This window comes from Actinomyces timonensis DSM 23838, from assembly GCF_000295095.1.
Taxonomy (GTDB): domain Bacteria; phylum Actinomycetota; class Actinomycetes; order Actinomycetales; family Actinomycetaceae; genus Actinomyces; species Actinomyces timonensis.
Window position 1 is genome coordinate 503901 of the sequence record NZ_JH806634.1, and the last position, 24832, is coordinate 528732.

General features: G+C 69.5%; 22 protein-coding genes. 10 read left to right on the top strand and 12 right to left on the bottom strand.

Annotation, left to right across the window (positions count from 1 at the left end):
• Positions 1–20: 20 nt before the first annotated feature.
• The 7 genes from A1QA_RS14770 to A1QA_RS0112580 all read right to left on the bottom strand — a co-directional run bounded on the left by A1QA_RS14770 (position 21) and on the right by A1QA_RS0112580 (position 11205).
• Complete coding sequence (locus tag A1QA_RS14770; protein WP_017179256.1) at positions 21–1511, bottom strand: hypothetical protein; 1491 nt, start codon at positions 1509–1511, stop codon at positions 21–23.
• 91 nt (positions 1512–1602) lie between these two features.
• The gene (locus A1QA_RS0112560) at positions 1603–3213 is read right to left on the bottom strand and encodes an IS1634 family transposase (RefSeq protein WP_017179257.1); all 1611 of its coding nucleotides are present in this window, start codon (positions 3211–3213) and stop codon (positions 1603–1605) included.
• The gene (locus tag A1QA_RS14775) at positions 3210–6554 is read right to left on the bottom strand and encodes an Eco57I restriction-modification methylase domain-containing protein (protein ID WP_017179258.1); all 3345 of its coding nucleotides are present in this window, start codon (positions 6552–6554) and stop codon (positions 3210–3212) included. Before A1QA_RS14775 ends, A1QA_RS0112560 begins: the two co-directional genes overlap by 4 nt.
• Positions 6554–8260, bottom strand: a complete 1707-nt coding sequence (locus A1QA_RS16635) for a helicase-related protein (protein WP_341858239.1) — start codon at positions 8258–8260, stop codon at positions 6554–6556. The genes A1QA_RS14775 and A1QA_RS16635 overlap by 1 nt, the downstream gene beginning before the upstream one ends.
• A complete protein-coding gene (locus A1QA_RS16640; protein WP_017179261.1) occupies positions 8261–9607 on the bottom strand; it encodes a DEAD/DEAH box helicase in 1347 nt (448 codons plus the stop codon). It abuts the gene before it with no gap.
• A gap of 414 nt (positions 9608–10021) precedes the next feature.
• On the bottom strand, positions 10022–10597 hold the full coding sequence (locus tag A1QA_RS14785; RefSeq protein ID WP_017179262.1) for a VapC50 family PIN domain-containing toxin: 576 nt from the start codon (positions 10595–10597) through the stop codon (positions 10022–10024).
• Positions 10594–11205, bottom strand: coding sequence for a helix-turn-helix domain-containing protein (locus tag A1QA_RS0112580; RefSeq protein ID WP_341858237.1), 612 nt, complete (start codon positions 11203–11205; stop codon positions 10594–10596). The genes A1QA_RS14785 and A1QA_RS0112580 overlap by 4 nt, the downstream gene beginning before the upstream one ends.
• Before the next feature lie 113 nt (positions 11206–11318).
• On the opposite strand from A1QA_RS0112580, the gene A1QA_RS16720 reads away from it, so the two are divergent.
• The 6 genes from A1QA_RS16720 to A1QA_RS0112610 all read left to right on the top strand — a co-directional run bounded on the left by A1QA_RS16720 (position 11319) and on the right by A1QA_RS0112610 (position 17644).
• On the top strand, positions 11319–12764 hold the full coding sequence (locus A1QA_RS16720; RefSeq protein ID WP_017179264.1) for a L,D-transpeptidase: 1446 nt from the start codon (positions 11319–11321) through the stop codon (positions 12762–12764).
• 222 nt (positions 12765–12986) lie between these two features.
• The gene (tig, locus tag A1QA_RS0112590; protein ID WP_017179265.1) at positions 12987–14420 is read left to right on the top strand and encodes a trigger factor; all 1434 of its coding nucleotides are present in this window, start codon (positions 12987–12989) and stop codon (positions 14418–14420) included.
• 189 nt (positions 14421–14609) lie between these two features.
• A complete protein-coding gene (locus A1QA_RS0112595; RefSeq protein WP_017179266.1) occupies positions 14610–15302 on the top strand; it encodes a TetR/AcrR family transcriptional regulator in 693 nt (230 codons plus the stop codon).
• Positions 15295–16146, top strand: coding sequence for an ABC transporter ATP-binding protein (locus A1QA_RS0112600; protein WP_017179267.1), 852 nt, complete (start codon positions 15295–15297; stop codon positions 16144–16146). The genes A1QA_RS0112595 and A1QA_RS0112600 overlap by 8 nt, the downstream gene beginning before the upstream one ends.
• On the top strand, positions 16143–16913 hold the full coding sequence (locus tag A1QA_RS0112605) for a fluoroquinolone export ABC transporter permease subunit (RefSeq protein WP_017179268.1): 771 nt from the start codon (positions 16143–16145) through the stop codon (positions 16911–16913). Before A1QA_RS0112600 ends, A1QA_RS0112605 begins: the two co-directional genes overlap by 4 nt.
• The gene (locus A1QA_RS0112610) at positions 16910–17644 is read left to right on the top strand and encodes a hypothetical protein (protein ID WP_043508713.1); all 735 of its coding nucleotides are present in this window, start codon (positions 16910–16912) and stop codon (positions 17642–17644) included. The genes A1QA_RS0112605 and A1QA_RS0112610 overlap by 4 nt, the downstream gene beginning before the upstream one ends.
• A 77-nt stretch (positions 17645–17721) precedes the next feature.
• On the opposite strand, the gene A1QA_RS0112615 is transcribed toward A1QA_RS0112610, so the two are convergent.
• The 5 genes from A1QA_RS0112615 to A1QA_RS0112635 all read right to left on the bottom strand — a co-directional run bounded on the left by A1QA_RS0112615 (position 17722) and on the right by A1QA_RS0112635 (position 21658).
• A complete protein-coding gene (locus A1QA_RS0112615) occupies positions 17722–18069 on the bottom strand; it encodes a cupin domain-containing protein (RefSeq protein ID WP_017179270.1) in 348 nt (115 codons plus the stop codon).
• A gap of 62 nt (positions 18070–18131) precedes the next feature.
• Positions 18132–18905 carry an ABC transporter permease gene (locus A1QA_RS0112620; protein ID WP_017179271.1) on the bottom strand — a complete coding sequence of 258 codons (774 nt, stop codon included), beginning with the start codon at positions 18903–18905 and terminating at the stop codon, positions 18132–18134.
• Positions 18902–19999 (bottom strand): ABC transporter substrate-binding protein, encoded by a 1098-nt coding sequence (locus tag A1QA_RS0112625; RefSeq protein WP_017179272.1) that lies wholly within the window; start codon positions 19997–19999, stop codon positions 18902–18904. Before A1QA_RS0112625 ends, A1QA_RS0112620 begins: the two co-directional genes overlap by 4 nt.
• A gap of 62 nt (positions 20000–20061) precedes the next feature.
• On the bottom strand, positions 20062–20733 hold the full coding sequence (locus A1QA_RS0112630; RefSeq protein ID WP_017179273.1) for an ATP-binding cassette domain-containing protein: 672 nt from the start codon (positions 20731–20733) through the stop codon (positions 20062–20064).
• 1 nt (position 20734) lies between these two features.
• Positions 20735–21658 carry a class I SAM-dependent methyltransferase gene (locus A1QA_RS0112635; protein ID WP_017179274.1) on the bottom strand — a complete coding sequence of 308 codons (924 nt, stop codon included), beginning with the start codon at positions 21656–21658 and terminating at the stop codon, positions 20735–20737.
• Positions 21659–21892: 234 nt separating this feature from the next.
• On the opposite strand from A1QA_RS0112635, the gene A1QA_RS0112640 reads away from it, so the two are divergent.
• The 4 genes from A1QA_RS0112640 to A1QA_RS0112655 all read left to right on the top strand — a co-directional run bounded on the left by A1QA_RS0112640 (position 21893) and on the right by A1QA_RS0112655 (position 24683).
• Entirely contained in the window at positions 21893–22534 is a 642-nt protein-coding gene (locus tag A1QA_RS0112640) for an ATP-dependent Clp protease proteolytic subunit (protein ID WP_017179275.1), read from the top strand.
• 1 nt (position 22535) lies between these two features.
• Positions 22536–23234 carry an ATP-dependent Clp protease proteolytic subunit gene (locus A1QA_RS0112645; protein ID WP_017179276.1) on the top strand — a complete coding sequence of 233 codons (699 nt, stop codon included), beginning with the start codon at positions 22536–22538 and terminating at the stop codon, positions 23232–23234.
• A gap of 265 nt (positions 23235–23499) precedes the next feature.
• Positions 23500–23838, top strand: coding sequence for a helix-turn-helix domain-containing protein (locus tag A1QA_RS0112650; RefSeq protein ID WP_017179277.1), 339 nt, complete (start codon positions 23500–23502; stop codon positions 23836–23838).
• The gene (locus A1QA_RS0112655; protein WP_017179278.1) at positions 23838–24683 is read left to right on the top strand and encodes an ImmA/IrrE family metallo-endopeptidase; all 846 of its coding nucleotides are present in this window, start codon (positions 23838–23840) and stop codon (positions 24681–24683) included. Before A1QA_RS0112650 ends, A1QA_RS0112655 begins: the two co-directional genes overlap by 1 nt.
• Positions 24684–24832 lie beyond the last annotated feature (149 nt).

Below are 24832 nucleotides of genomic sequence, written 5' to 3' on the forward strand. Positions count from 1 at the left end.
TCTGGTGATTTAGGTATAAGTTAGCGGATGTGGGCGTTGGGTGTCGAGTGGCTAGTCGTGGATCGCTGGTTAGGGCCTTGCTGTGTGAGAATTTCGTGGATGCGGTGGAAGTCGGATTCGCGGTCGCGGGTGCGGAAGGGGAGGGAGTACACGTAGTTTACGCCCGAGCCGGGGTGGGTGTGGGTGCGCTCCGAGAGCGGCATGGCCTCATCGCGATCCGGGCAGCCGCGCCTGGCCCAGGCCTGGCGCACCGGAGTCGGAACCTGCCTACCGTTCGCATCGTAGACATACGCGCCCTGGCCCTGGCCATGGTCGTAGCCGTACAACACCGCGAACTGAGTGCGGTAGATCGTGCACAAGTCCTCGATCTGCACACCCAGCATCATCGCCACCATCACATCGATCTCCGCCTGAGCATTCCGACGATCCTCAGCCCGACGCAAAGGCACATCCCGCGTCCACACCGGACCCACCGGACGCTCGTCATAACGTTCCAGGATCGGCGAGTCGTCCACGAACGCGTCATCCCAGCACTCCGCCCACAAGTCCGCGTAGGCCTCGGTCACGCAGTTAAGGCGGAGTGCGCGCAATGCGATGCGTGGCGCCAGTGGGTGGTCGAAGGGGAGGGCGGGTAGGCGGCAGAAGTCGGGGAAGTAGATACCTGACTTTGGCAAGGCGCGGAGAGTGAAGTCGCTGAGAAGCGAGGATGTTCCGGCCTGAGTGACGACAAGTTCCGGAAGTAATGTGCGTGGCGACCCCGTCGAGAAGACTCCGTTGGGATGGGCGGCGCCGGGTGGAATGAGTGCCGTGATCAGGGTTCGTTCCCCGGTATTGGCTGCCATAGCTCGCCAGGCGATACGGTAGTGGTCGCGGGCGGAGGAATCGCCCCAGTGGGTGTAGAGGCGGTCGTAGGCGGTGCGGTCGCCCGCAGGCTTGTACTGGGTCACCGGCAGAGCGTTTGCAGGAAGCACCTCCAAGTCCGTCGAGGTCCAGTCCTGGTTGTGCTTCATCGTCGCATTCGGGCTCTTGTACAGCGGTGTGGAGACATAAAGATGAGGGCCCTGGAGGATCGCGTCCTCCCATGATTCCTCGCCCCATCGTTGGATGAAGCGCCCTTTCTGGCGGTCGATGGACTCATCCCAACCGCGCGAGAACTCGAGCCTGAGGCTGCCGATCCGTGGATGCGACGCGAGCGTCGACAGCGTGCGCGCGGCCGCCGAGTTCACCGTCGAGACCATAGGCGTGGAACGCCAGTCCTCCGCCTCGGTCACCGCCTGCCAGGTACGCAGGACCGACTCGGTGACCCGCTGGATGCGAGACGCATGCGGTCGCAGATCCCACGTTCCCGTGTGCGGATCCTTGAAGCCGGGCTCCTCGCCGCTCCCATCGTGAACGAGCGACCGGAGGACCGTGTCAGGATGGTAGAGCGATGTCGCATGGACGAACGAGGGCGCACGCTCCGCCCCGTAGACATGGACGCCGTACTGGACCAGGTGATGGATGTCGAACAACTGGATCTCGTTGATGAACTGCCAGTGCCGGCGCAGGTGCCGGTACGTGGCTGCACGGAGAGCGGGGGTTTTGGCCTGAGCTGCACAGTTTTTAGTGCCCTGTCGGGATGTTCAGGGCGGTGAGGATTTTCTCGGCTTCGGGGGTCAGGGGGTCGGCGGCGGTGAGGTGGTGGCCGTTGAGGTTGATGGTGACGTCCTGGAGGGGCTTGAGGGCACGGATGATGCGCTTGACGCTGATCCCGGTGGTCTCCTGAAGATAGCGGGCGACGGCCAGGGCGGCCATGATCACCGTCAGGTGCGCCTCGATGGCATCGCGGGTGTGGTGGAACACCGGCCGGGCTCTCAGATCGTGCTTGCTCATCCGGAAAGACTGCTCCACGTGCCACAGCTCGTGATACGAGGAGACGACCTCACCGGCGCCCATCAAGCGGGACGGAATGTTGGTGACATACCCCTTGAGCCCCACCAGCGACCTGGCCCGGGCCAGGGACGCCTCATCGAGGACCTGATCGCCTTGATGGACGGTGACAAAACGCGTGCCCTTGGGACGCTTCTCGCCGGCGATGACGGCCCGGGCCCGGTTCTCCTGGGCGGTCAGGGTCTGAATGTCCCGGGCCGCGCGCTTCTTGGAGTAGGCCCACACCGCCCGCCACGACCCCGAGTGAGTGTCCGGGTCCCAGATGGGCTCAGCCCTGAGGCTCTTATCCCGCTCGGTGTTCGAGCCCCTCTTGGGGGTGATGGTGTCAATGAGCTGGCCGTCGGTGAAGGCGTCACCGGCCCAGTGGAAGTGGGCCTCAAGGTCACCTGGGGCCCGGACCTGGCGGGCCCCGACAATGAACCGCAGCCTCGCCTCATGCAGAGACTTGAGGTTGGTCGCTGAGAGCATGCCGGCATCAGCGACGATGACGAGCTCCTCAATGCCGTGAGCGGCCTGGAAGGCCTCCACGATGGGGATGATCGTGGTGGTCTCGGCCTTACTTCCTTCCCAGCACCCGATTCTCAGGGGGAAACCACGGCGGTCGACCAGCAGGCCGACGATGACCTGGGGGTCGACCCGCCTCTCCTTGGAGTAACCGACCTTGGGTAGGTCGTCCTCCTTCTCAGCCTCGAAATAGAGCGTGGTCACGTCATAGAGGCACAGGGCCAGACTCCCACCAGTGTTGGTGACGTGCTCGAACAAGGTCTCAGAGATGCTCTCGCGGTAGCCCCGCTCCTGAGCACGGGCCAGGGACGCGTACAGGGTGTTGCGGTGAGCCGGGGCCGGCCAGCCGATCTCGGACAGGACCCTGGGAGTGTCGGCCTTGGAGGTCGGCTCGATCAGACGAGCGGCGACCATCTGCTCAAAGGCCCGGTCACCCCCGACCGCCTCACCCAGCCCCAGACGGGTATAGGCCGTCTTGATGGCCTCGATCAGCCAGCCCGACCTGCGCGAGACGATCTGCGGCCTTCGCACCGCACCACCGTCACCGGGTGCCTGACCACCCACCTCGTCAGCGTCGTCGTTGAGTGCCGGCCCTAGGTCCAGGACCTGCTGGCCGGCCAGGAGCCGCTGGCGCCCCAGGCGCATCAGCGCAGCCAGCTCGGCCTCGTCATGGGCCGACCCCAGGTGCTCCACGATCCGGCGCACACCATGGCCCTTGGCCACGACCTGCACGGCCGTGGCTCCCGAGGCTGTCTTGACCTGACGCAGGTACGGACTCACCCACCAGATCGTACCGCCGCCTTAGTGCCCCGAAACGACCACCCCACCCCCAGAATCCCAACGAAAAACCCCACTCTGAAACACAAACCACCCCAACCTGTGCAACTCAGGCGGAGAGCGGGGGTTTTGGCGTCGGTAAAGTGCGTTTCCATATGGATGAGGCCGGAGATGCCCTGTTCGCTCTGATGCTCCCATACCTGGCACATGAAAGCCCGGTAGAGGTCGGGCTGACCGCTCAGGAGCGGGTAGACGGACGAGTCGCTCAGCAACTCGGACTGGACGATGACCTCCGCCGTCCCGTCGATCACGAGGTCTCGCACACCGTCGCGCCCCAGCGTCGCGGGGATGCGTGTGTTCTTGGCTGCGACCGAGGGCTTGCTCGTCAGGGCCCACCACGGGTCGCCTTCAGATAGCAGAGCATTAATGTCGGTGCGCGGGCGCACCCACGGTGGGTTCCCCACCTGGAGGTCGAAGCCGCCGCGGGCGAAGACGGTGGCGAAGTCGAGCTCCCAGTGGAAGAAGCCCTGCGCTTCCGCTACCTCCTGGACCACGGCGAGCCACTCGTGGTCGGTAACGACTGACTCTATGCGGCGAGCGCCGGCGAGGCCGAGCTCAACCTCCTCCATGGTCTCCAGCTCCGCCCAGGAGGAGGCGTCCACCAGGGTTCCGTCGGTGCCCTTGGCGTCCTTCACCTGCTTACCCAGCAACCCCTCCAGAGCACCCAGCCACTCATTGAGGCTCGGCGGCGTCACCTGAGTGGTCAGCGGCCAGAACCACAGCGCGCACCACGCATCCATGACCAGCCGCAGCCGCCGGTACGCCGAACCCGGCGCCGCTAGATACGCCTCGATGTCTTCGCGGGACACCGTTGAACCGGCGTCGTCCTGCATCTCGCGCCCCCACAGATCGATGCGCCGCGAGGCCTCCGCCTCCGCCACCCGCAGGCGCCGCAAGGTCATCTCCCACAGCACCTCCACGCGCCGCGCCAAGGCCGTCAGCCGCAAGGCCTGGGTGGTACTCAGCGCCTTCGTGATCTCCCTGCGCCAGGTCTTGAGGGCCTTGAGCCTGCCGGCATCGACCAGGTCCCGCACCTGCTTGGGGACGTCCACCGCGCTGCCCCAGCCCTTGGCCGGCAGCAGGAAGTGATGGATGCTCCCCGAGACGTCCAGCGCCCCGCCGATCCGGTGCCGGGAGGCGGCATCGGCGTCGTCGAGCACGGCCGCCACCTGACCCAGCGGCTCAGGCACCGGAGCGGCCGACAACCACGCCCGCTTCTTCAGCTGGGTTGTGGAGTACAGGGCCCGGCGCGCCCCCACCAGCGAGTTACCGCGCCGCAGCCGCAGCCCGAACCACGGGGCCGCCAGCCCCTCCACCATCGTGTCCAGCCACAGGGACACCTCCGCCAGCTCCACCGCCGTCGCATTGAGGTCCGCCCCGTAGACCTGGTGCAGGGCGAGATACGCCTTCACCTTCGCCAGCTCCCGGGGCCGCTCCTCCGGGTCCACGCGCCGGCCCAGCTCCCGCTCACGCCGCGAGAGATACTGCTCCGCCAGCTGGCGCACCGCCTCAATCGCGAAGGCCCCCGACCCCAGCGCCGGCTCACACACCGTCAGATGCAGGATCTCCTCAGCGCTCGTCGTCCGCCCATCCTGATCCAGCAGCTCCTCCAACGCCTGCTGCACCGTGAAACGCGTCAGCACCTCCGGGGTGTAGAAGGAGGCCGAACGCTGCCGGTCCCGGCCCGAGAGCCGGTAAACGAACTGGCCCTTCTCATAGGTGACGTTGCGGCGCTCGCCCGTCACCTCATCCTCCACCGTCACGAAGTCCTTCTCCTCCAAGCCCTCCATGACGTTTTCGGGCACCACCCACGAGCCCTTCGAGGCGTCCCCGCCCGGCGCCACCTCCCACAGTCGCTCAGTGGCGAAGGAACCCGAGTAGCTCATGAGCCCCTCATAGACGGCGCCCAGCTGGTTGATGCCTAGCTCCACGTAGGAGATGAAGCCTCGCCCCGCCTTGCCTCCCTCCTTGGTCAGCAGCAGGCTGCGCAGCACCCGCAGCATGGCCGCGTTGCCCAGCCCCACCTCATCGATGAGGGCCGTCGCCTCCGGCCGGAACAGGTCCGCGCGCATGGGCTGGAAGACCAAGGCATCGAAGGAGGCCTCCTCCTGCGCCGCCACCTGGGCGTTGTGCCCGCGATCCACCAGCGTGAACAGCAGTCTCAGGGACTCGTAGACATGCGTGCCCGCCTGGGCCGACTCCTCATGGAGCTCCCCCAGGCACAACTCGCGCAGGCGATCCAGGCCATAACCGGCGTCGTACTCCGCGGCGCCCACCGGCAGCACCCCCAGCTCGGGGCTCGCCTCGGCGTAGAGCAGGAAGATGATCCGGTAGATGAAACGCAGCGACTGGAGCGCCAGAGGCTGCGCCTGATCCTGGGGGAGCGGGGCCAGTCCCCGGGCCGCGCGGCGGCGCACCACCTCATTGGCGATCACCTCGATGGAGGAGCGCACGCCCTCACGTAGATCCTTGGAGACCCCCACCGTGTGGGCCGCCGAGTCCGCCAGCGTCGCCGCCCACCAGGTCCCGCCCTCCGGCCCAGGAACCAGGGATGCCGCTTCCAGGCAGGTCAGAGCGCGCTCCACCTCACCGCCGCGCGTGGTCTCATTGCGCTCCACCACCAGCTGGAGGTCCACGGCCAGCCAGCGGCCCTCCGGCCACCGCTCCTTCTCCGCGACGAGCGCCCACCGCCCCGCCAACACCAGCGCGAAAGCAGGGCCGTGCTCATCGGTCATGAGAGTGGACAGCGCGCGGGACACCGACTCCACCGGCTCCGCGCCCTCGAGGAGCGGGGCCGCCGGGTCCTCCAGGCCCACCGGCTCCCAGGCCTCAGCCAGGGTGGGGGCGTCCTTGTCCAGCAGATCCTCGATCGTGACCGCCGGGCGGGCCCGCAGCAGCGCCAACGGCGCCGGGCCCTCATCACCCACGGGCCGCACCAGCGCCACCGGGCCGCGCTCGGCCACGCGGAACTCTGCCGAGTCGAAGCCCAGGACCTCGCGCAGCACCACGTCCAGTTCAGCCGCCGCGTCCAGGACGGCGGCGGAGACGCTCTCATCAGCCCCCGGCAGCGCCGCCATCAGCTCCTCCAGGTGGGGGCGCTTGGAGCGGAAACGCGAGCGGGCGGTCGCCACCGGGGCGGCGCCGTCGGAGGGCTTCTCCGCCTCCTCCCACTCCTTGCGGCGCGCCAGCACCCGCGCCAAGAAGGACTCCTTGGCGGCGTCAGTGGTGAAGTAGTGCTCACTGATCCAGTCCTCGCCCACCACAAGGGCATCCGACACCGCCATCAGCGGTCTCCTTCCTCGACGGCCACGCGCGGCACCACCATCAGCAATGGACGGATCAACGTGTGCGCGGGCGAGTGCTGCGTGATGAGCTCGCGCTCCTGCTCCACTGTGCGGCGCTGGGAGCGCAGCTGGCGGTTCTGGATGAGGCGGCCGGCGTCGTCATCCCAGGAATCCACGCGAGACGCCCAAGCGGCCACCCGCCCCGCGGCCTCGTCCTCCGCCGCGCGCATCGTCAGATCCATCTGGGTCTTGGCCGCATCCACCGCAGGTGCGATGAGCGCTGTCAGCAACTCCAGCTCCGCGGGCGCGCCAGTGTTGGCCTGCTCCTGCGCGACCCCGACCGCTGCGAGCATGTCCGCCGGGGAGTCGTGCACGGTGGCGAGGCGAGCGGGCGCGAGTGCGCGCCCCGCCGCCATATCGGCGCGGGCCGCCTTCACGTCCAGGAAGGGGAAGGCCACACTCACACTCACCATCGACACTGTCCGACCCGCCTGGTTCGTCAAGGTGCCCAGGAGCAGGACGGTGGGCGAGTCCACGTCCCCGTGGACGGCGAAGACCGAGGAACGCCCCAGGCGCGCCAGGACACGATCCCCCGCCCACTCCAGAACCGGATGCAGCGGCCCCAGGTAGTGCGCCTCCGGCCAGGAGGAGTCCGAGGAATCCCGCAGGGCCTCCGTCAGCAGCTGCGCGCCCTTGCGCTGCGTCGTCGCCAGCCGCAGATGCTCCTGCACACGGCGGTCATGCAAGTAGGACTGGGGGAGGACCGCCAGTCGAGCGCGCAAGCCCTTCGGCGGGACCATCTCGGCCACATGCTCGGCGCCGTGCTCGCGCCACGCCACCCCGCCGCCACCCGCGGTTTCGGCCGCTTCCTCAGGGCGCTCGTAGAGCTCGGTGAGGGCCTGCCGCAGGTAATCCACCTGTGTGGGGAACAATGCGGAGGCCACCAGGCGCGCTGGCGGGCCCGCTGGCGTCGCCCCGCCGTCGGCGCTTGCTCGCACGGCCTCGGTGCTGGCGCCTGGCTGCGCGGCCCCGGTGAGACGGGCGAAGAGCGCCGCCATCGGATCCCGGAGGAGAGCCTCGTCCACGTCCGGGACGACGTCGTCGATATCCGTGCCAGCTTGAAGCGCCTCGCGGATCGCCTTCTCCTCCTTCTCCCCGGAGTACAGGCCCATGAGGGAGGCGGCGTCACCCAGCGCCCGGTGCGCCTGGTCCTCCTTCTCCATCAGCCGCGTCAGCACGCGCACATCCCCGGAGAACCCCGGGTCGGAGGGGCTGAGCAGCAGTGTCGTGATCTGAGGGGAGGTCTCCTGCCCATAGCGGTCGATCCGGCCATTGCGCTGCTCGATGCGGATGAGCGACCAGGGAATGTCGTAGTGGATGAGCTCATGGCACTGGGAATGCAGATTGACGCCCTCTGAGGCGACATCACCAGTGATGAGGACGCGCACCGGTGTGTGCGATTGGCGGAAGTCCTCAACGATCTCCTGCTGCTCCACGTCAGACAGGCTGCCGTGCATGACGCGCACCGCCTCCTGGGGCAGCTTCAGGTCATGGCGCAGGTGCTCGGCCAGCCAGTTCAGGGTGGCGATGCGCTCGGCGAAGACCACCACCCGCGCGGCCGAGTGGCTGCCGATGCCGATCCGCGCCAGCTCGTCCAGTAGCGCCTGGTACTTGCCGGAACTGGTGGTGTTCGCGGCGGTGGCCAGCTAGCGCAGCCTGGCCAGGGCCTGGGACTGCTCGGAGGACGCCATCGCCTCCTCGCTCGCCGCGCGGGAACGGCGCCGGGCCAAGCGTTGGTCGATCGTCTCGATGAGCGCGGCGGGGGAGGAGAGGAAGGCCTTGGCCAGTGTCCAGGAGAACAGCGCCTCACCCGCGCGGGCCGAAGCGCCCGGAGTGCTGCCAGGCGCGGCGGCGCCGTCGGGACGGTGCAGCCAGGAACGGGACAGCTCTTCGGCAACCGCTTCCTCCTGCGCCGAGGGGTCCACCAGGCGATTAACCGGGGCAAGGCGCTCGCGCCAGCGGCCGCCCACGACGTCGCGCACCTCGGGGGAGTGCCGGTGGCGGCGGATCACCAGGCGCTTGACCGCGGCCTTGTCCAGCGTGCCGTCCGGGTGCACCGCCGTTGGCTCCAGGAGGCGGATGAGCTCGGCGAAGGACGCGCGATCCCCGTTGTGCGGGGTGGCCGAGGCCAGGATGAGGGCGTCGGTCTGGCGGGCCAGGATGTCCGCCAGCCGGTTGTTGAGCGTGCCCTTGTTGGTGATGTTGTGCGACTCATCGATGACGACGGCGTCCCAATGATGGCGCCGCAGGTGACTCAGGTAGCGGTCGGACTTGAGAGTGTCGATCGAGATGATGGCGCGGTGGTAGACGGAGAAGGGATTGCGAGTGGCCGGCACCGACCGCCGCACCCGCTGGATGCCCACGGAGTCCAGGCGCACGAAGGGCAGGGCGAAGCGGGACCACATCTCGTGCTGCATCTGCTCCAGCACATGGCGCGGGGTGACGATGAGGATCCGCTCACCCCGGCCCCGGCGCACCAACTCGGCCAGGATCATGCCGATCTCCAGGGTCTTGCCCAGGCCCACGGCGTCGGCCAGCAGGATGCGCGGGCGCAGATTGGCGGGATCCAGCGCCTGGCGGACCGCGGCCAACTGGTAGGGCAGCGGGTCCGCGAGGACATCGCCCACCACCGCGAGGTCCGTCGAGCTCGCCGGCAGCGGGGTCTTGCGCAGAGTGGCCTCCAGCCACAAGCGGGCGAGCCGGTGGCGGGTGGACGGATCCGCGACCACGCGGGTGCGGCGCGGATCCACCGGGGTGATGCGGTCGAGGGCCTCGCTGAACTGGGCGGTCGTGTCCCGCACCAGCTCGGACAGGCCCTGGGCGGTGAGAATGAGGCCATCGGCGTTGCGCGAGACCTGAGTGACCAGCCAGTCCTCGTCACGCACCCGGACCACAGAGCCAGGGGCGACGTCGAGTCCAGTGGAAGGATCCGCAGCAACCGGGGGCGCGGAGAGCGAGGAGGCGGTGGTGGGAGCAGGGACGGCCGTGGTCACGGGAGTGATCCTACGGAGCCGAGGCGGCCGCCGCGCGCGCTCGCGAACCTCTCCCATGCGCGTGATCGAGATGTGACTCGTGTCGGGGCGGGGCCCCGGGCGGGCGGCGCCGCAAGGCGGCCGGGCGGTCGGGGTGGTGATTGTGCTGGGCGAGCGGGGGTGAACTGGCGCGAGCCCGGGCGCACTCGATTCGCGGCTGCTCGCATCGTTGCGCCCAGCGGGACAGAATCTCGCTGGGAACGACAGATGCGAGCGCTCGTGGATCCGTGCGAGCCCGCATCGCCCGGATTCTCCTCCGCTCGCTCAGCTATATCGCCCTCCCCGGGCTGTTGCGCTCAAAGTTTGTTGGAGACAGTGAGTGCGCGGAAGGCTTACCGTCGTGAGCGCACCGAGGAAGTACCCGGAGGGGCCGCGTCAGCTTGCCGCGAGGGTGGCGAATCCTGGCACCTGTTCTCGGCTCAACCGGTCAAGGAGCTCCGTGCGGGTCCATCGGGGCCCGCGTCGCCCGGTCCGTTGGAGGATCTTCTCGATCGCATCGTCGATCAAGGCGGGGTAGAGCCCCCACAGGTCGAGGAGGAAGTCGTCAGGAGACTGACTGAACAGCTGTCCAGGGAGTACGTCGTCGGGGAAGTCCCTGAGGTTGAAGGTCACTACGACGTCAGCTCGGCCCGCGGCTGCCGCAGCGACGACATGATTGTCATCCGGGTCCGGTAGGCCGCTGACGGTCTCCTCCGATCCGGGCTCCACGGTGGCTCGCGCATCCGGAAGCGCGGTGTTCATCTGGTGGAGAAGGCGGGTCACATACGCCTGTGTTTCCTCAGGATCCCTGCCGCGACGCGCTCGCAACTCGACGATCGTCTGCCTCAGCTCGTTCTCGATGCGGTCGCTCCACACGGGTCTGTACGCGGGGCCCGTCCCCAGTTCGAGGAGCAGATCTCGCAGCACGCTTGGCACGAGGACGCAGGTGTCCAGCAGAGCGGAAAAGGTCACTGGTGCGCCCCGTGGCGCGCGTGCCCGAGGGCTTCGCGGAGGGCCGCCGGATCCTCGTCGTAGTCGCCGAAGTACTGGGAGTCGGCGACCATGTCTGACAGCGCCTCGTGGGCCTGCCTGCGTTGGCGCGCCTGATAGTCGAGAACATCCGCGAGCAGAACCCTGCGGTGCCGACTGACCTTCTCGAAGGGGATCCTCCCGGACTCAAGCAGCCGCACCAGCGTGGGGCGGGAGACACCCAGCAGGTCGGCGGCCTCCTGAGTGGTCAACGTCAGGTTCTGCGGCGCCACGGTCACGGCGAGTCCGTCACGCATCGCCGTCGCGACGAGCTCAAGGGCATCCGCCATCTGCCTCGACAAGGAGATGACGCGGTCACCGACCATGAGCCGGGGCTCTGCCCCCGCGGCGCTCAAGCCATCGACGATGTCGCCGAAGCGGCCCGCCACCGCCTCGTCAGGCAGATAGGTCCTGCTTGCCACGGTCATCGGGCGCCTCCCATCACCGATGTTCGTTTTGTTCGAATTGATGGTATCGATCTCCTCTTGCCCGAGCAAGCCCCGATGAGGCACGCCTCTCGGGTGGCGCAATCGGGCCGCGGTTTCCCGCATCAGGACGGGGTTTTCGCTGACAGGATGGGGGAGGGGCCCGCGGTCGGGATTCCCAGACGCCCCGTGAGCAGGACGAATATGTGCGGCGCGGGCGAGGCGTTTATTCTATCGTTATGCGGCACGGCGCGGGGAACAAGCACAGGTCGGGGTGGTGGCAGATCGCCCCATCCTGCGCGCTCGTGCTCAGCGGCGTCGCCATGGTCGGCGGCTACGCGCAGGCCCACGACGGCGTCGCCCTGCCCGGCACCACCATCGCGGGCCAGGACGTCACCGGCCTCAACCACGACCAGATCGTCGACCTCGTCTCCCACCGCTTCAACGAGGCCCAGGTGACCATCCGCGTCGGAGACAGCACTCAAACGGCCACCCTGTCCGAGGCGGGCGTCCTCCTCGACGCCGACGCCACCGCCGATGCCGCCGTCGACGGCGCGGGCTCCTTCGTCCCCACCCTGCGATCGATCGCTGGCCCCCGCGAGGTCATCCCCGCGGTCAGCCTCGATGAGAACGCCTTCGCCGACTTCCTCGCCTCCACCCAGACCCTGGCCGGCTCTGCCCTCGTCTCCGCGACCATCCAGCTCAGCGCCGACGGGAGCACCTTCGAGGTCGTCCCCGACTCCTCCGGCACCGGCGTCGACGGCGCCGCGATCCGCGCATCGCTGACCACCACCGCCCGCTCCCTGAGCGGGGGCGAGATCACCGTGGCCGCGGCGGCCCAGGAGGCCTCGACCACCACCTCCCAGGCCGAGAGCGCCGTCACCGCGGCCAACGCGCTCATCACCGCGGACGTCACCCTCACCGGCTCGGGCTCCTCCTGGACCGCGACAACGGCCGAGAAAGCCTCCTGGGTCACCGCCAGCGCCACCGACCAGGGGATGACCGCTCAAATCGACCCCGCCAAGGTCCGCGCCTGGGTGGACGCCCACGCCGCCGAGGTCGACAAGGCCCCCGTCGACACGATCACCAACGTCGACGCCGCCGGTAATGACCTCGGCCTCGCCCGCCCCGGCAGGCCCGGCACGCGCACCACCAACGCGCAGGAGGTCGCCGACGGCATCGCCTCCGCCCTCACCGCCGGGACCGACTACTCCGGCGCCCTCGCCTCCGAGCCCGTCGAGCCCTCGACCCAGACCCGCACCGTCCCCTCGGGCCCCGAGCGCTTCGCCTACCAGGCCGCCGACGGCGAGAAATGGGTCGACGTCAACCTCACCGATGACACGATGACCGCCTACGTCGGCACCACCGTCGCCCACGGGCCCGTGAGCATCAACCACGGCGAGGAATCCGGCGAGTGGGCCACCAAGCTCGGCACCTACCACGTCTACCTCAAGAACGAGTCCCAGGACCTCGGCTGCACCCCCGGCTTCCCCTACTGCCAGAAGGACGTTCCCTGGATCGCCTACTGGGACGGCAACTTCGCCATCCACGGCGCCCCCTGGGCCACCGAGTTCGGCTACGACTCGGGCCAGACCAGCCATGGCTGCGTCAACGCCCCCGTCGAGGAGGCCCGCTGGTTCTACGACTTCGTCGAGATCGGCACCACCGTCGTCACCCACGAGTGAGCCCCGCGGCGGTCAGCGCGCCCAGCCCGCCCCCGGCGCCCACCTGCCCCGGGCGGGGCGCTCCCGGCAGCGCCGCGGTTGTGCCCAGCGCCATAGCCGCGGGCCGCTGGCTGTTTTCGCCGCTCACCGACGAGTGCCATAGGATGACCGGGATTGACGCCATCCATGGACGTCCGCCGGACGACGGCGCACCTGCAACCCACCATTCGGAGTAGATCCCCCGTGAAGAGCACTGTCGAGAACCTAGACCCCGCGCGCATCAAGCTGACCGTGGAGGTCCCCTACGAGGAGCTCAAGCCCAGCCTCGACGCCGCCTACAAGGAGATCGGCTCGCAGGTCCAGGTCCCCGGCTTCCGCCGCGGGCACGTCCCCGCCCGCGTCATCGACCAGCGCGTGGGCCGCGCCGCCGTCATCCAGGAGGCCGTCAACACCGAGCTGCCCAACCGCTACCGCGACGCCATGGCCGAGTCCGGCCGCGTCCCGCTGCTCCAGCCCGAGGTCGAGGTCACCGAGCTGCCCAACGTCACCGGGGAGAACGGCGGCCAGCTCGCCTTCACCGCCGAGGTGACCGTGCGCCCCGAGTTCGACCTGCCCAAGCTCGACTCCGCCGAGCTGACCGTCGACGCCGTCGAGGTCACCGACGAGGACATCGACTCCGAGCTCGACTCCCTGCGCGCCCGCTTCGGCTCGCTGAAGTCCGTGGGCCGCAAGGCCAAGACCGGCGACTTCGTCACCATCGACCTGTCCGCAGTCATCGACGGCGAGGAGGTCGACTCGGTCTCCGGCGTCTCCTACGAGATCGGCAAGGGCAACATGCTCAAGGGCCTCGACACCGCGCTGCGCGGCCTCAAGGCCGAGGAGTCCGCCACCTTCACCACCGAGCTCGCCGGTGGCGAGCACGCCGGTGAGCAGGCCGAGGTCACCGTCACCGCCTCCGCCGTCAAGCAGCGCGAGCTGCCCGAGGCCGACGACGAGTTCGCCCAGATGGCCTCCGAGTTCGACACCATCGCGGAGCTGCGCGAGGACCTCGCCAAGCAGGCCACCGACCGCAAGACCGCCGACCAGGCCGTCGCCGCCCGCGACGCCCTCCTCGACCTCCTGCGCGACAAGATCGACTTCGAGGTCCCCCAGGCCGTCATCGACAACGAGATCAGCCAGCACCTCGCGGCCGAGGGCAAGGAGGGCGACGAGGGCCACGCCGCCGAGATCCGCGACGACGTCGCGGGCGGCGTGCGCGACCAGATCATCCTCGACGTCCTCGCCGAGACCCTCGACGTGCGCGTCGACCAGAACGAGCTCCTGGACTTCCTCTTCCAGACCGCCCAGCAGTACGGCATGGAGCCCGGCCAGTTCATGCAGGGCGCCCAGCAGGCCGGCCAGATCCCGGCCTTCGTCTCCGAGCTCGCCCGCAACAAGTCCCTCGCCATGGCGCTGCGCCAGGTGACCGTCAAGGACTCCGAGGGCAAGGTCCTCGACCTTTCTGAGTTCATCGGCTCCGACGAGGCCGACGCCGCCGCCATCGTCGACGAGGTCGAGCGGGTCGCCACCCCGGCCGACGCCGACGAGAAGGACGGCTCCGCCGACTCCGGCTCCTCGCCGTCGTCCGCCTCCTCCGCCAGCGCCGAGAGCGCGGCGAGCGCCGACAGCGCCAAGTGACGCCACGCCGCTGAGCTCCTGCCGTCGGGCGCGCCCGGCGACACTCCCAGGCGACCGATACGACAGTGGGCCGCCACCTCCACGTGAGGTGGTGGCCCACTGCCATTCGTACTGGCCATTGACCTGATCGCTCCTGGTGCCTACCATGTGACTGATCGGTCACATGACTGCTCAGTCATAGGAGGGTTCATGCCGCACCCCACGTACTTCAACCTCCCCGACGACAAGCGCGCCCGGGTCCTGGCCGCCCTCAAGGCCGAGTTCGCCGCCCACCCGTACCCGCGTGCCTCAGTCGACCGCATCACAGCTACCGCAGGGATCTCAAAAGGCAGCTTCTACCAGTACTTCGCTGACAAGCAGGACGCTTACACCTACCTCGTCGCTGAGCTCATGGGGCAGCGCCTGGCCGTGGCGGACACCCCTGTCCCTGAGGCCTCCTTCGAGCAGGTCCTCGCAGCTATGGTCCTGGGAAGCCAGGACCTGCACCGCCGCGATCCCCAGGCCTGGGCCGTCCTTTCTCACGCCCTGGCCGACGACGCGCCCGACGTCCTGGCGACAGGCGAGGCCCTGCCCGGTGGCGTGCGAGCCTGGGCGCATGCCGCCCTGGCGGCTGGCCAGGCCTCCGGAGAGCTGCGCGCGGACGTGAGCCCCCAGACCGCCGCCTGGCTCATCGAGCGCACCCTGCTGGGGCTGCCCGAGCACCTCATGAGGCGCCTGGCCATCGACCCCCAGGAGGTCGCCGCCTCGGGCTCCGTCTTTGACACGCCCGAGGTCCGCCAGGTTGCCCACGAGGTCATCTCCATGCTCACCGCAGCGCTGGTGGTCCGCGCACAGGATGAGGGCCTTGGCCCCGGCGCAGCAGGGGAGGCGGACCATGACTGACGCCATCACGATCACCGACCTGGGCTTCACCTACCGGGGAGCCGCCAGAGCGGCGCTTGAGGTAGTGAGCCTGAACGTGCAACGCGGTGAGGTCGTGGGGCTGCTCGGCCCCAGTGGCGCTGGCAAGTCCACGCTCCAGCGGATCCTGACCGGGCTGCTGCGCGGTTACACCGGCAGCGCGCGCGTTCTGGGCCGTGAGATCTCCACCTGGGGGCGTCAGCTCTACGAGCGTGTGGGTGTCGCCTTCGAGAACCCGATCCATATCGGTTCCCTGACGCTTGCGGAGAACCTCGCATACTTCGCGCGGCTCTATGCCGCCCCGGGCCGCCCGGTCAACGAGCTCCTGGAGGCAGTGGATCTGGGTGCCGACGCCGACCTGCGAGCCGACCGCATGAGCAAGGGCATGGGGGTGCGTTTCAACGTCGCCCGGGCGCTAGCGCACCGCCCCGAGCTTCTCTTCCTCGACGAGCCGACCGCCGGGCTCGACCCCGTGCGCGCCACCCAGATGGCGCGCCTCATCGCCAGCGAGCGGGATCGCGGCGCCACCATCGTGATCACCACCCACGACATGACTCTTGCCCACGAGGCCTGTGACCGAGTCGGCTTCATCTGTCGGGGCCGCCTCGTGGAGGTCGGGCAGCCCGACGAGCTGTGCCTGCGCCACGGCTCCCGCCAGGTGCGCCTGATCTGGGAGGGCGGCAGCGGCCTCTACCCGCTGGATACCCTGGCCGACGACGTCCTCTTCCATGAGGCCCTGCGTACCCAGACGGTGCGAACCCTCCACTCGCGCGAGGCCGACCTCGCGCAGGTCTTCGCCGCAGTCACCGGTCAGGAGCTGTCATGAGCGCGGCGCCTGGCTCGGTGCGGCGGGCTGGGATGCCCCTCGACCGGGCCGCCTGGACCTCCTCGGCATGGCGCAGCGCCGCTACTCTCCGGCTCCACATGCGCCGCCATTTCCAGGAGGGATTCTGGCTCGTGGCCCTGCTCGCAGGTCTGATCGGGGCCGCGTTCCTGCTGGCCGTGGGCGCCGAGCCGGGGCAGTGGTGGCGGGCAGTGGTCCTGGGGGAGCTGTGCATCACCTCCTTCTACTTCGCCGCCGTCCAGGTGCTGCGTGAGCGCGGTGACGGAACGCTGGCCGCCCGGGCCGTCTCACCGCTGCGCACCGGGGAGTACCTGGGGACGCTGGCAGGAGCGCTGGCACTCATCGCCTGCGCGGAGATCGGCGCACTGGTCCTGGTGGTCCACGGCCCGGCTGGGCAGTGGGCGCTGCTGGGCGCCGGAGTCGTGATGATCTCCGTGATCTACAGCCTCTACGGGGTGTGCGTGGTTGTGGGCTACCGGAGTATCAGCGCCTTCCTCATGCCCTCGGGGGCGTGGACCCTGGTGCTGGGCCTGCCTCTGGCGCCGCTGCTGGGCCTGCCTGGTGGGTGGTGGCTGTGGCTCCATCCGCTCTACCCAGCCTTGGTGCTCGTGGACGCGGCCTTCACCGCGGACTCTCCGATTCGGCTAGTGGCTGCGGTGGCGCTGGGGTGCCTCTGGGTTCTGCTGGCGGCTCGGATCGCGTCGTCGCGCCTGGAGAGCGTGCTGCGACCATGTGGGGCGGTCTCATGAGGGCCCGCACCGCGCTGGCGCTCCTGCCAGCCGACCTGGTGCGTGTGGGGCGTGACGAGCTTCTGGTATGGATGCCCGCTGTTCCGCTGGTCATGGCGCTGGCTCTCCGGATAGGGCTGCGCCCAGGACTGGAGGCCGCGGGCCTGGGACGCCAGGCGGCTGAGACGTGGACCGCACGGCTCGACGTCCTCGCCTTCGGCGCCCTGGTCCCCGTGCTCATCGGTGCAGTGGTCGGCTTCCTGCTGCTGGGGGAGAAGGAGGAGCGGGTGTGGGACGCCCTGGCCGTCACACCCGTCTCCCTGCCCGGGTACCTGGCCTGGCGCGCGGCGGGTGCCACTCTTGCCTCAGGGGTGGCATGCGGGCTGTGCCTCGTGGCAGGTGGGCTCAACGACCTCGGCGCGACAGGGATCCTGGCGGTCGCGTCCGCCGCAGCGCCCTTGGGAGGGGCCACAGCCCTGGCCCTGGCAGCCTGGACCACTGGCACCATCCAGGGCTTCGCCGCTGTCAAACTAGGGTTTGTCCTGCTCATCCTGCCAGGGGTCCTCCCTGCCGTTGCGCCGCAGGGGCCAGCGGTGTGGGCGACTGTCCTCATTCCCACCTGGTGGCCGGTTCAGGCGTATGAGGCTGCGACGGCGGGCCGGCCTGAGGCGGTGTGGGCAGTGGGGGCAGCCGCCGTCGGCCTCGTCATGATGGGGGCAGCTCTGGCCACAGTCGGTGCCCGACGGCGTTGAGCGGGCATTGTCGGACCTCCAGAACCCGCCGCTCAAGATCAGCCGATCTTGGCGACGGGACTGGGCGGGCCCAGGCCTCAGGCATCCTCGGAGGCCACCTCCACCATGACGAGCTGCAGGCGGCAGGGGGTGAGCGCCGTGAGCGCGTGGCGAGCGCCGGGGGCCAGGTAGACGACGTCGCCCGCGGCCAGGGTGTTCGTCTCACCCGAGACGGTGAACTCCATCTCGCCGGCAAGCAGGGTGCACACGACGGCCTTCGGAGAGGCGTGCTCAGTCAGCTGCTGGCCGGCGTCGAAAGTGAAGACGACGGTGCGCAGCACGTCATTGTTGACCACGACGCGCGAGGTCGTGGCCTCCTCGCTGACGGGCAGGGCGTCGTTCAGGCCCAGGCGGAACAGCGACTCGGAGACGGGGGTGGTGGGCATGGTGGTTCCTTTCTCGGTTCTGGATGAGTCTGCCCCAGGAGGGGGCGGGCGGGGAGGGCGGTTCAGAGGGTGTAACGGGCAAGGCGGCGCCGCAAGGGGCGCAGCGCCCACAGCTCGAGGACGAGCGTCAGCGCCGCCATGACGATCGACAGGGCGAAGACATCGGCGGTCTCCAGATTGGTGCGGGCCTGCTGGACCTCGGCCCCCAGGCCCGTGGTCGTGGACAGCAGCTCGCCCATGACGGTCAGGCGCACCGATTGGCCCGTGGCCACCGTGAACGCGGAGAGCACTGGCGGGGCGATAGCGGGCGCGACCACGCGCCGGAGCGTCCAGGCCCGGGACCTGTCGAAGACCCGCGCCATGTCGAGCAGGTCGGGATCGACGCGCATGACGGCGTCGCGCACGGTCGTCACCAGCAGGGGGAGGGGGACGACGGCGGTGAGCAGGATGACCACGCCCGCCGTCGGCCCGAGCCAGATCATGCCGACCACGACGATGACGATCGGGGGCACGGCCATGAGCAGCTGCATCCAGGAGTCCAGCAGCTCGCGCGCCCACCACCACGTGCCCATCGCCCAGCCGACCGGCAGCCCGATGGCGCAGGCGATCCCCAGGCCGGTGGCAGAGCGAGCCACCGTGAGCCACAGCGCCTCCCCCAGGTCCTCATCACGGATGAGCCCGAGGAAGGCGCGCCACGTGGCCTCTGGGCCCGGCAGGACGTACTCGGGCTGGCTCAGCGACAGGCGCCACCAGGCGACGCCGATGAGCACCAGCCCCGCCCACCACAGGCCACGGGCGCGCCAGCGCTCAGCCGCCGTCGACGCCTGGGGGCTCACGCGGCGCTCGCGCTCGGCGTCGCGCCCTGGGACGCGCGCGGGTCCGCCAGGTAGAAGTCGTCGGCCGGCAGGGAGCCGCCGACGACGTCGGGGCTGACCGTCGCCAGGCGGGTGAAGAAGTCCTCCAGCTCCTCCCTCGCCTCGGCGGCGGGCACAACCTCCAGCTGGAGGCGGGGGATGACCTCGCTGACGATCGGCGCGGGAACCTCCGTGCGCTCGGAGATCGCCGTGACGGTGGCCTCCTCGGCTGCATTGGTGGCCGCGACGGCGGCCTGGAGCTCATCGAGGATGGCGCCGACCAGCCCGGGCTCGGAATCCGTGAGCGACTGGGGCATGACCAGGCCTGCCATGGGGAAACGGGCCTTGCCGCCGGTGACCTCCGCCCAGGCGGACTGCAGGTTGATGGTGCGCTCGAGGGCCAGGCCCGCCTGCTTCCCCTTGGCCAGGGCGACCGAGGCCGCGTGCTCGGGAAGCACCGCGTAGGAGACCTGCCCGGTCAGCAAGGCGTTGAGAGCCTCCTGACCGGTGGGGAAGGACTGGATCGTCAGATCGGCCTGCGCGTCCCAGCCCTTCTGGGCCAGGAGGTAGCGGAAGACGAGGTCGGGCATGTTGTTGGGCAGGGGGACCGCCACGGTCTGCCCTCGCAGCGCCTCCAGTCCTTGGGCGGACGAGCCCTCGGGGCCGAGCACGTAGAGCATGCCCCACACCTGGACGGCGACGAGGCGGATCCCCACCCCCTTGTTGAACAGGTTGGCCGCTGCGTAGGAGGGGGTGGCTGCCAGATCGGTCTGCCCCTGGGCGATGAGCGACTTGAGGACGTCAACGCCCTCCCAGTTCTGCACATCGGCGCTGCCGACCCACTCGTCGAGCTTGCCGTGGGTGCCGAAGCTCGTCATCGGGGCCATGTAGGCCAGGGTCGTGGGGACGTGCACCCGCAGGGTCTCGGTGACCCGGTGGGGCGTGGCGCTCGCGGCGGCGCCTGCCGACGGGGCTCCCGACGACGAGGCAGCGCCCTTCTTCGCCGAGCAGGCGGCCAGTGCCATGGGGGTGAGCAATCCGATGCCGGTCAGGGTCAGGAACGATCGGCGCTGCATGGGTTCTCCTTGTGAGGTGATCGGTTGGGGTCGGGGAAGTGGACGGCGAGTGCTGGGTGGCGCTAGGCGCTCAGCGCCCAGGTGCCGGGTGGCCCGTCGAGGCGCAGGTGCAGGTGAGAGACCTCCTCGGCCTCAGCCGGATCGTGCGTGACCCAGATGGTGATGACGTCCTCCTCGGCCAGCAGGGCCATGAGGTCGGCGCGCAGGGCGGCGGCCAGTGGGCGGTCGAGGGCGGAGAAGGGCTCGTCGACGAGGAGGAGGCTCGGCGAGCAGGCGAGTGCCCGGGCGATGGCGACCCTCTGGCGCATTCCGCCGGACATGCGCGCCGGGGGGAGGTGCCCCGCGCTCGCGAGACCCACCCGCTCCAGCCAGTGGACGGCGAGGAGGTCCGGCGTCGGGCCGTCCAGGACGAGCGAAATGTTCCGGTGCGCTGAGTACCAGGGAAGGAGTCGCGGCTCCTGGAAGACCTGCGAGAGCTTGCCATCCGGGCGGCTGACGGCGCCGGCGTCGACGGGGGAGAGCCCTGAGATCGCACGCAGCAGCGTGGTCTTGCCCGCCCCGGACGGCCCCGTGACGGCGAGGGTCTGGCCCGGCTCAACCGTGACGCTGAGATCGGTCACCAGGGTCAGGCCGCGGCGGATGAGAGTGACGCCGTCGAGAGAGAGCGGACCGAAGGAGGGGAGGGGCCCGGGGGCGTCCTCCCCGGGGCTCCCGGCGCGGCGGGCTCGCGCCATCTCAGTGCTCCGCGCCGTCGGACGGCTCGCCGGCCTCCGAGGACGGGGCGGGCTTGCGGGCCACGATGGCGACGGCGGTCAGCAGCTCGCCCTGGGCGCGGAAGGCCTGGCGCATCGCGCGGATCCGGTCCCGCGCCCCAGGGGTACGGCGCACAGCGCGGAAGAAGCGGAAGGCGCCCAGGAGGCCCTCGTCGGCGATGAGTCGGCGCGGCTCGAGCAGGCGCATCGGCGCGGTGCCGGTCCAGACGATCTCAAGGCCCGTTTCTTCGAGGAGGGCGCACCAGGCCTCCTGGGTCAGCGGCCTCGCCCCGACCTTGATGATCCTCGACAGGTGCTTCCTCGCGGCCTCCAGTTCCGCCTCGTCGCGGTCCGAGCGCAGGGCGAGCTCGTGGATGGCGTACTGCCCGCCGGGAGCCAGGAGCCTCGCCGCCTCGCTGGCGATGGCGCGCTTGGCGTCCTCGGACTGCATGGTGAGCATCGCCTCGCCGACGACGAGATCCGTCTGGCCCGTGGGCAGGCCGGTGCTGGCGGCGTCGGCGACGACGTACTCGGCCTGCGGGTGGCCCTCGAGGACCGCGGCGACCTGCTCGCGCCCCTCGGGGTTGGGATCGACGCCCCGGTACGAGGCGGGGATGGAGTCCAGGAGGATCTCGGCGGTGCGGCCGACGCCAGGGCCGAGCTCGACGATGCGCCGCCCTGGGCGAAGATCGGTCGCGCCGAGGAGCTGACGGGTCAGCTCGATGCCGCCGGGCCGCAGAACGCGCTTGCCGAGCTTGGCGAGGAGCCAGTGCCCCTGCAGGCGGGCGGCCTCCGGTCCCTGGCGCTGGCCGTGGGCTGAGTCGTGGGCGGCGGAGGGAGCGGGGGCCTTGCCCTGGTCCTGTTGGTCCTGAGTGTGGTCGTTGGTGGGCGCGGGCTCGGAGGCCATGAATATTTCCTGTCAAGGAGCGTGAATAATGAGGATAAGGAGAGCCTAACCTGAGGTGCGGTGCTCGCGCCATCCGAATGCCGGCGCCCAGTGGCGGGGGCCGGGGCGCAGCGCCTGGTGTGGTGGGAGTGGAGCGGCGGCGAACCCTGTGCCGTGAGCGAAAAGGCCACGACGGCGGGCATGGCGCCCCGCCGCCGCGCGTTAGCGTTGGCGTACCGACACGAGAGGACAGACGTGAGCGAGCTCCACATGCGCCCGAGCGCCGTCGCCGCCCCCAGTGCCCACGAGGGCCAGGGCGCCGGGCTGGGCCTGACCGACTCCATCTACAACCGGCTCCTCAAGGAGCGCATCATCTGGCTGGGATCGGAGGTGCGCGATGACAACGCCAACGCCATCTGCGCCCAGATGCTGCTGCTGGCCGCCGAGGACCCCGAGAGGGACATCTACCTCTACATCAACAGCCCCGGCGGCTCCGTGACCGCCGGCATGGCCATCTACGACACCATGCAGTACGTCCAGCCCGACGTCGTCACCGTGGCCACCGGCATGGCCGCCTCCATGGGCCAGTTCCTGCTCAGCGCTGGCGCCAAGGGCAAGCGCTACCTCACCCCGCACGCCCGGGTGCTCATGCACCAGCCCTCCGGCGGCGCGGGCGGCTCCGCCACGGACATCCGCATCAACGCGGACCTCATCATCAAGATGAAGCACGAGCTCGCCGAGATCACCGCCGCGAACACCGGCCACTCCGTCGAGGAGATCATCGCCGACTCGGACCGCGACCACTGGTTCAGCGCGCCCGAGGCGCTCGAGTACGGCTTCGTCGACCACATCGTGCGCTCCAGCCGTGAGATCGGCCAGCAGAACGGGGAGAACTGATATGAGCACTCGTCCCTACTTCGAGGCCGTCGCGCGCCAGATGGGCCCCGCCGGCGCCGCTGGCCAGCTCGCCCCGATGCCGCAGTCCCGCTACGTGCTGCCCCAGTTCGAGGAGCGCACCGCCTACGGCTTCAAGCGCCAGGACCCCTACGCCAAGCTCTTCGAGGACCGCATCGTCTTCATGGGCGTGCAAGTCGACGACGCCTCCGCCGACGACATCATGGCCCAGCTCCTCGTCCTGGAGTCCCAGGACCCCGACGGGCTCATCACCATGTACATCAACAGCCCCGGCGGCTCCTTCACGGCCCTGACCGCCATCTACGACACGATGCAGTACATCAAGCCGCAGGTGCAGACCGTGTGCCTGGGGCAGGCCGCCTCCGCGGCCGCCGTGCTGCTGGCCGCGGGCAGCCCGGGCAAGCGCCTCGCCCTGCCCAACGCCCGCGTGCTCATCCACCAGCCCGCCATGGAGGGCATGCACGGCCAGGCCAGCGACATCGAGATCGTCGCCGACGAGATCGACCGCATGCGCGCCTGGCTGGAGGACACCCTGGCAGCGCACACCGGCCGGGACCGCGATCTCATCCACAACGACCTGGAGCGCGACAAGATCCTCACCGCCGCCGCCGCCCAGGAGTACGGCATCGTCGACCAGGTGCTCAGCCCCCGCAAGGCCGCGCCCTCCCCTCACTCCTCCTGACACGCGGGTCCGCGAGCCCTCTGCGATCGCTGCGATGGCGCCGCCCGGCATGTCCGGACGGCGCCATCGCCCGTGCGGGGTGGCCGACAGCCCGAGTCAGCCGCTCCGTGGGTGCTATCGGCTCGAGCGGGGCAGGAGCACGACCTCGGCGCGGTGGCCCCGGTGAAACATGTTGTTGTCGTCTCGTTGCCCGTGAGGTGATGCGGCGATGGGTGGGTTGCTCCCCACTGAATCATGACGATACAAATGATTCAGGAGGTGTGCCATGACAGATGAGATCGCCCCCGATGCCATCGCGAGAGCCCTGTCCCAGGCAGGCCTCTCCCAGCGCAAGGCCGCTGAGCGCACTGGGATCTCCCAGGCGACCCTGTCGAGAATCCTCTCGGGCCGGAGGCGGCCGACGGTGCCGGAGCTGATGCTCCTGGCTGACGCCACAGGGTGCTCGCTGGGCAGCCTCACCGGGCGCGGCGCTGTGGCGGACCGCTGCCTCATGGCGGCCCGCGCCACCGATGGCGCCTCAGTGGAGGCCATGCGCACCACCCTCATCGGCTACCTCGAGCTCGACGCCTACCTCGCCGACCAGGCGATCCCACGAGTCCTCTGATGGTGAGCACCCAGGTTCTCGGGCGTCAGGAGGCCGAGGAGTTCCGCGAGCATCATCATTTCGGCGATGGCCCACTGGGGGACCTCGTCGGCATCATCGAGAGAACCACAGGGCACGACGTCGCCATTATCAACGCCCCACCCGAGGAACACGGTCTGACGATGACCGACCCCCAGCGGGGCGTCACCTTCATCGCCGTCGCCGCCAGCGACAACCCCATGCGCCAGCGCAGCAGCCTCGCCCACGAGCTCTGCCACGTCCTCAACCAGGACGGGGAGATCGAAGTCCAGCAGGGCGGTAACGGCCGCAGGCCGGCCGCGGAGCGCAAGGCGGACGCTTTCGCCAGACACCTCCTCATCCCGCGCCGTGCGATTGAACGGGTTATGGAGGAGCATGGAGGCGAACCTTGGACCGAGGCGAGTCTCTCCGATCTCGTGCGCACCTTCCTCGTGTCGCCCGCGATCGCCGCCATCGCCCTGCACGAGGCGGGGGCCATCCCTGACGATTTCAAACAGCAGTGGATGCGCGTATGGACACCTGAGCTGGCCGCGAGGCACGGTTGGAGCGACTACTACGCGGCGCTCCAGGAGGAATCCAGGCGAGCGCGCCCGCCACGGCGCCTCCTCGCTCGCGCCATCGAGGGCTATCGACTGGGCGTTGTCTCCCCGCAGCAACTCGCGGCGATTCGAGGCCTGCCGCCCGAGCGGGTCATCGCCGAACTGGAGAGCGCCGGCGTGCGCCCGGAGCCCTCCGATCCCATCTGGGCATCCCCTGACAGCCTCCCTGACATCGCCCCGGATCTCACCGCGCTTGATGCGCTTCTGGGCGACGGGGAGAGGGAATGAACCCACCTGTCATCATCGATGCTGGCCCAAGCCTCAACTTCTTCGCCGCGCGTGACGAGCGCTTCTCTGCTGCTGCAGGAGTTCTGAGGAAGATCAGGGGAACTCAGTTCCTCGCGATCCTCGAGGATGACCACACCTCTGCACTGGAC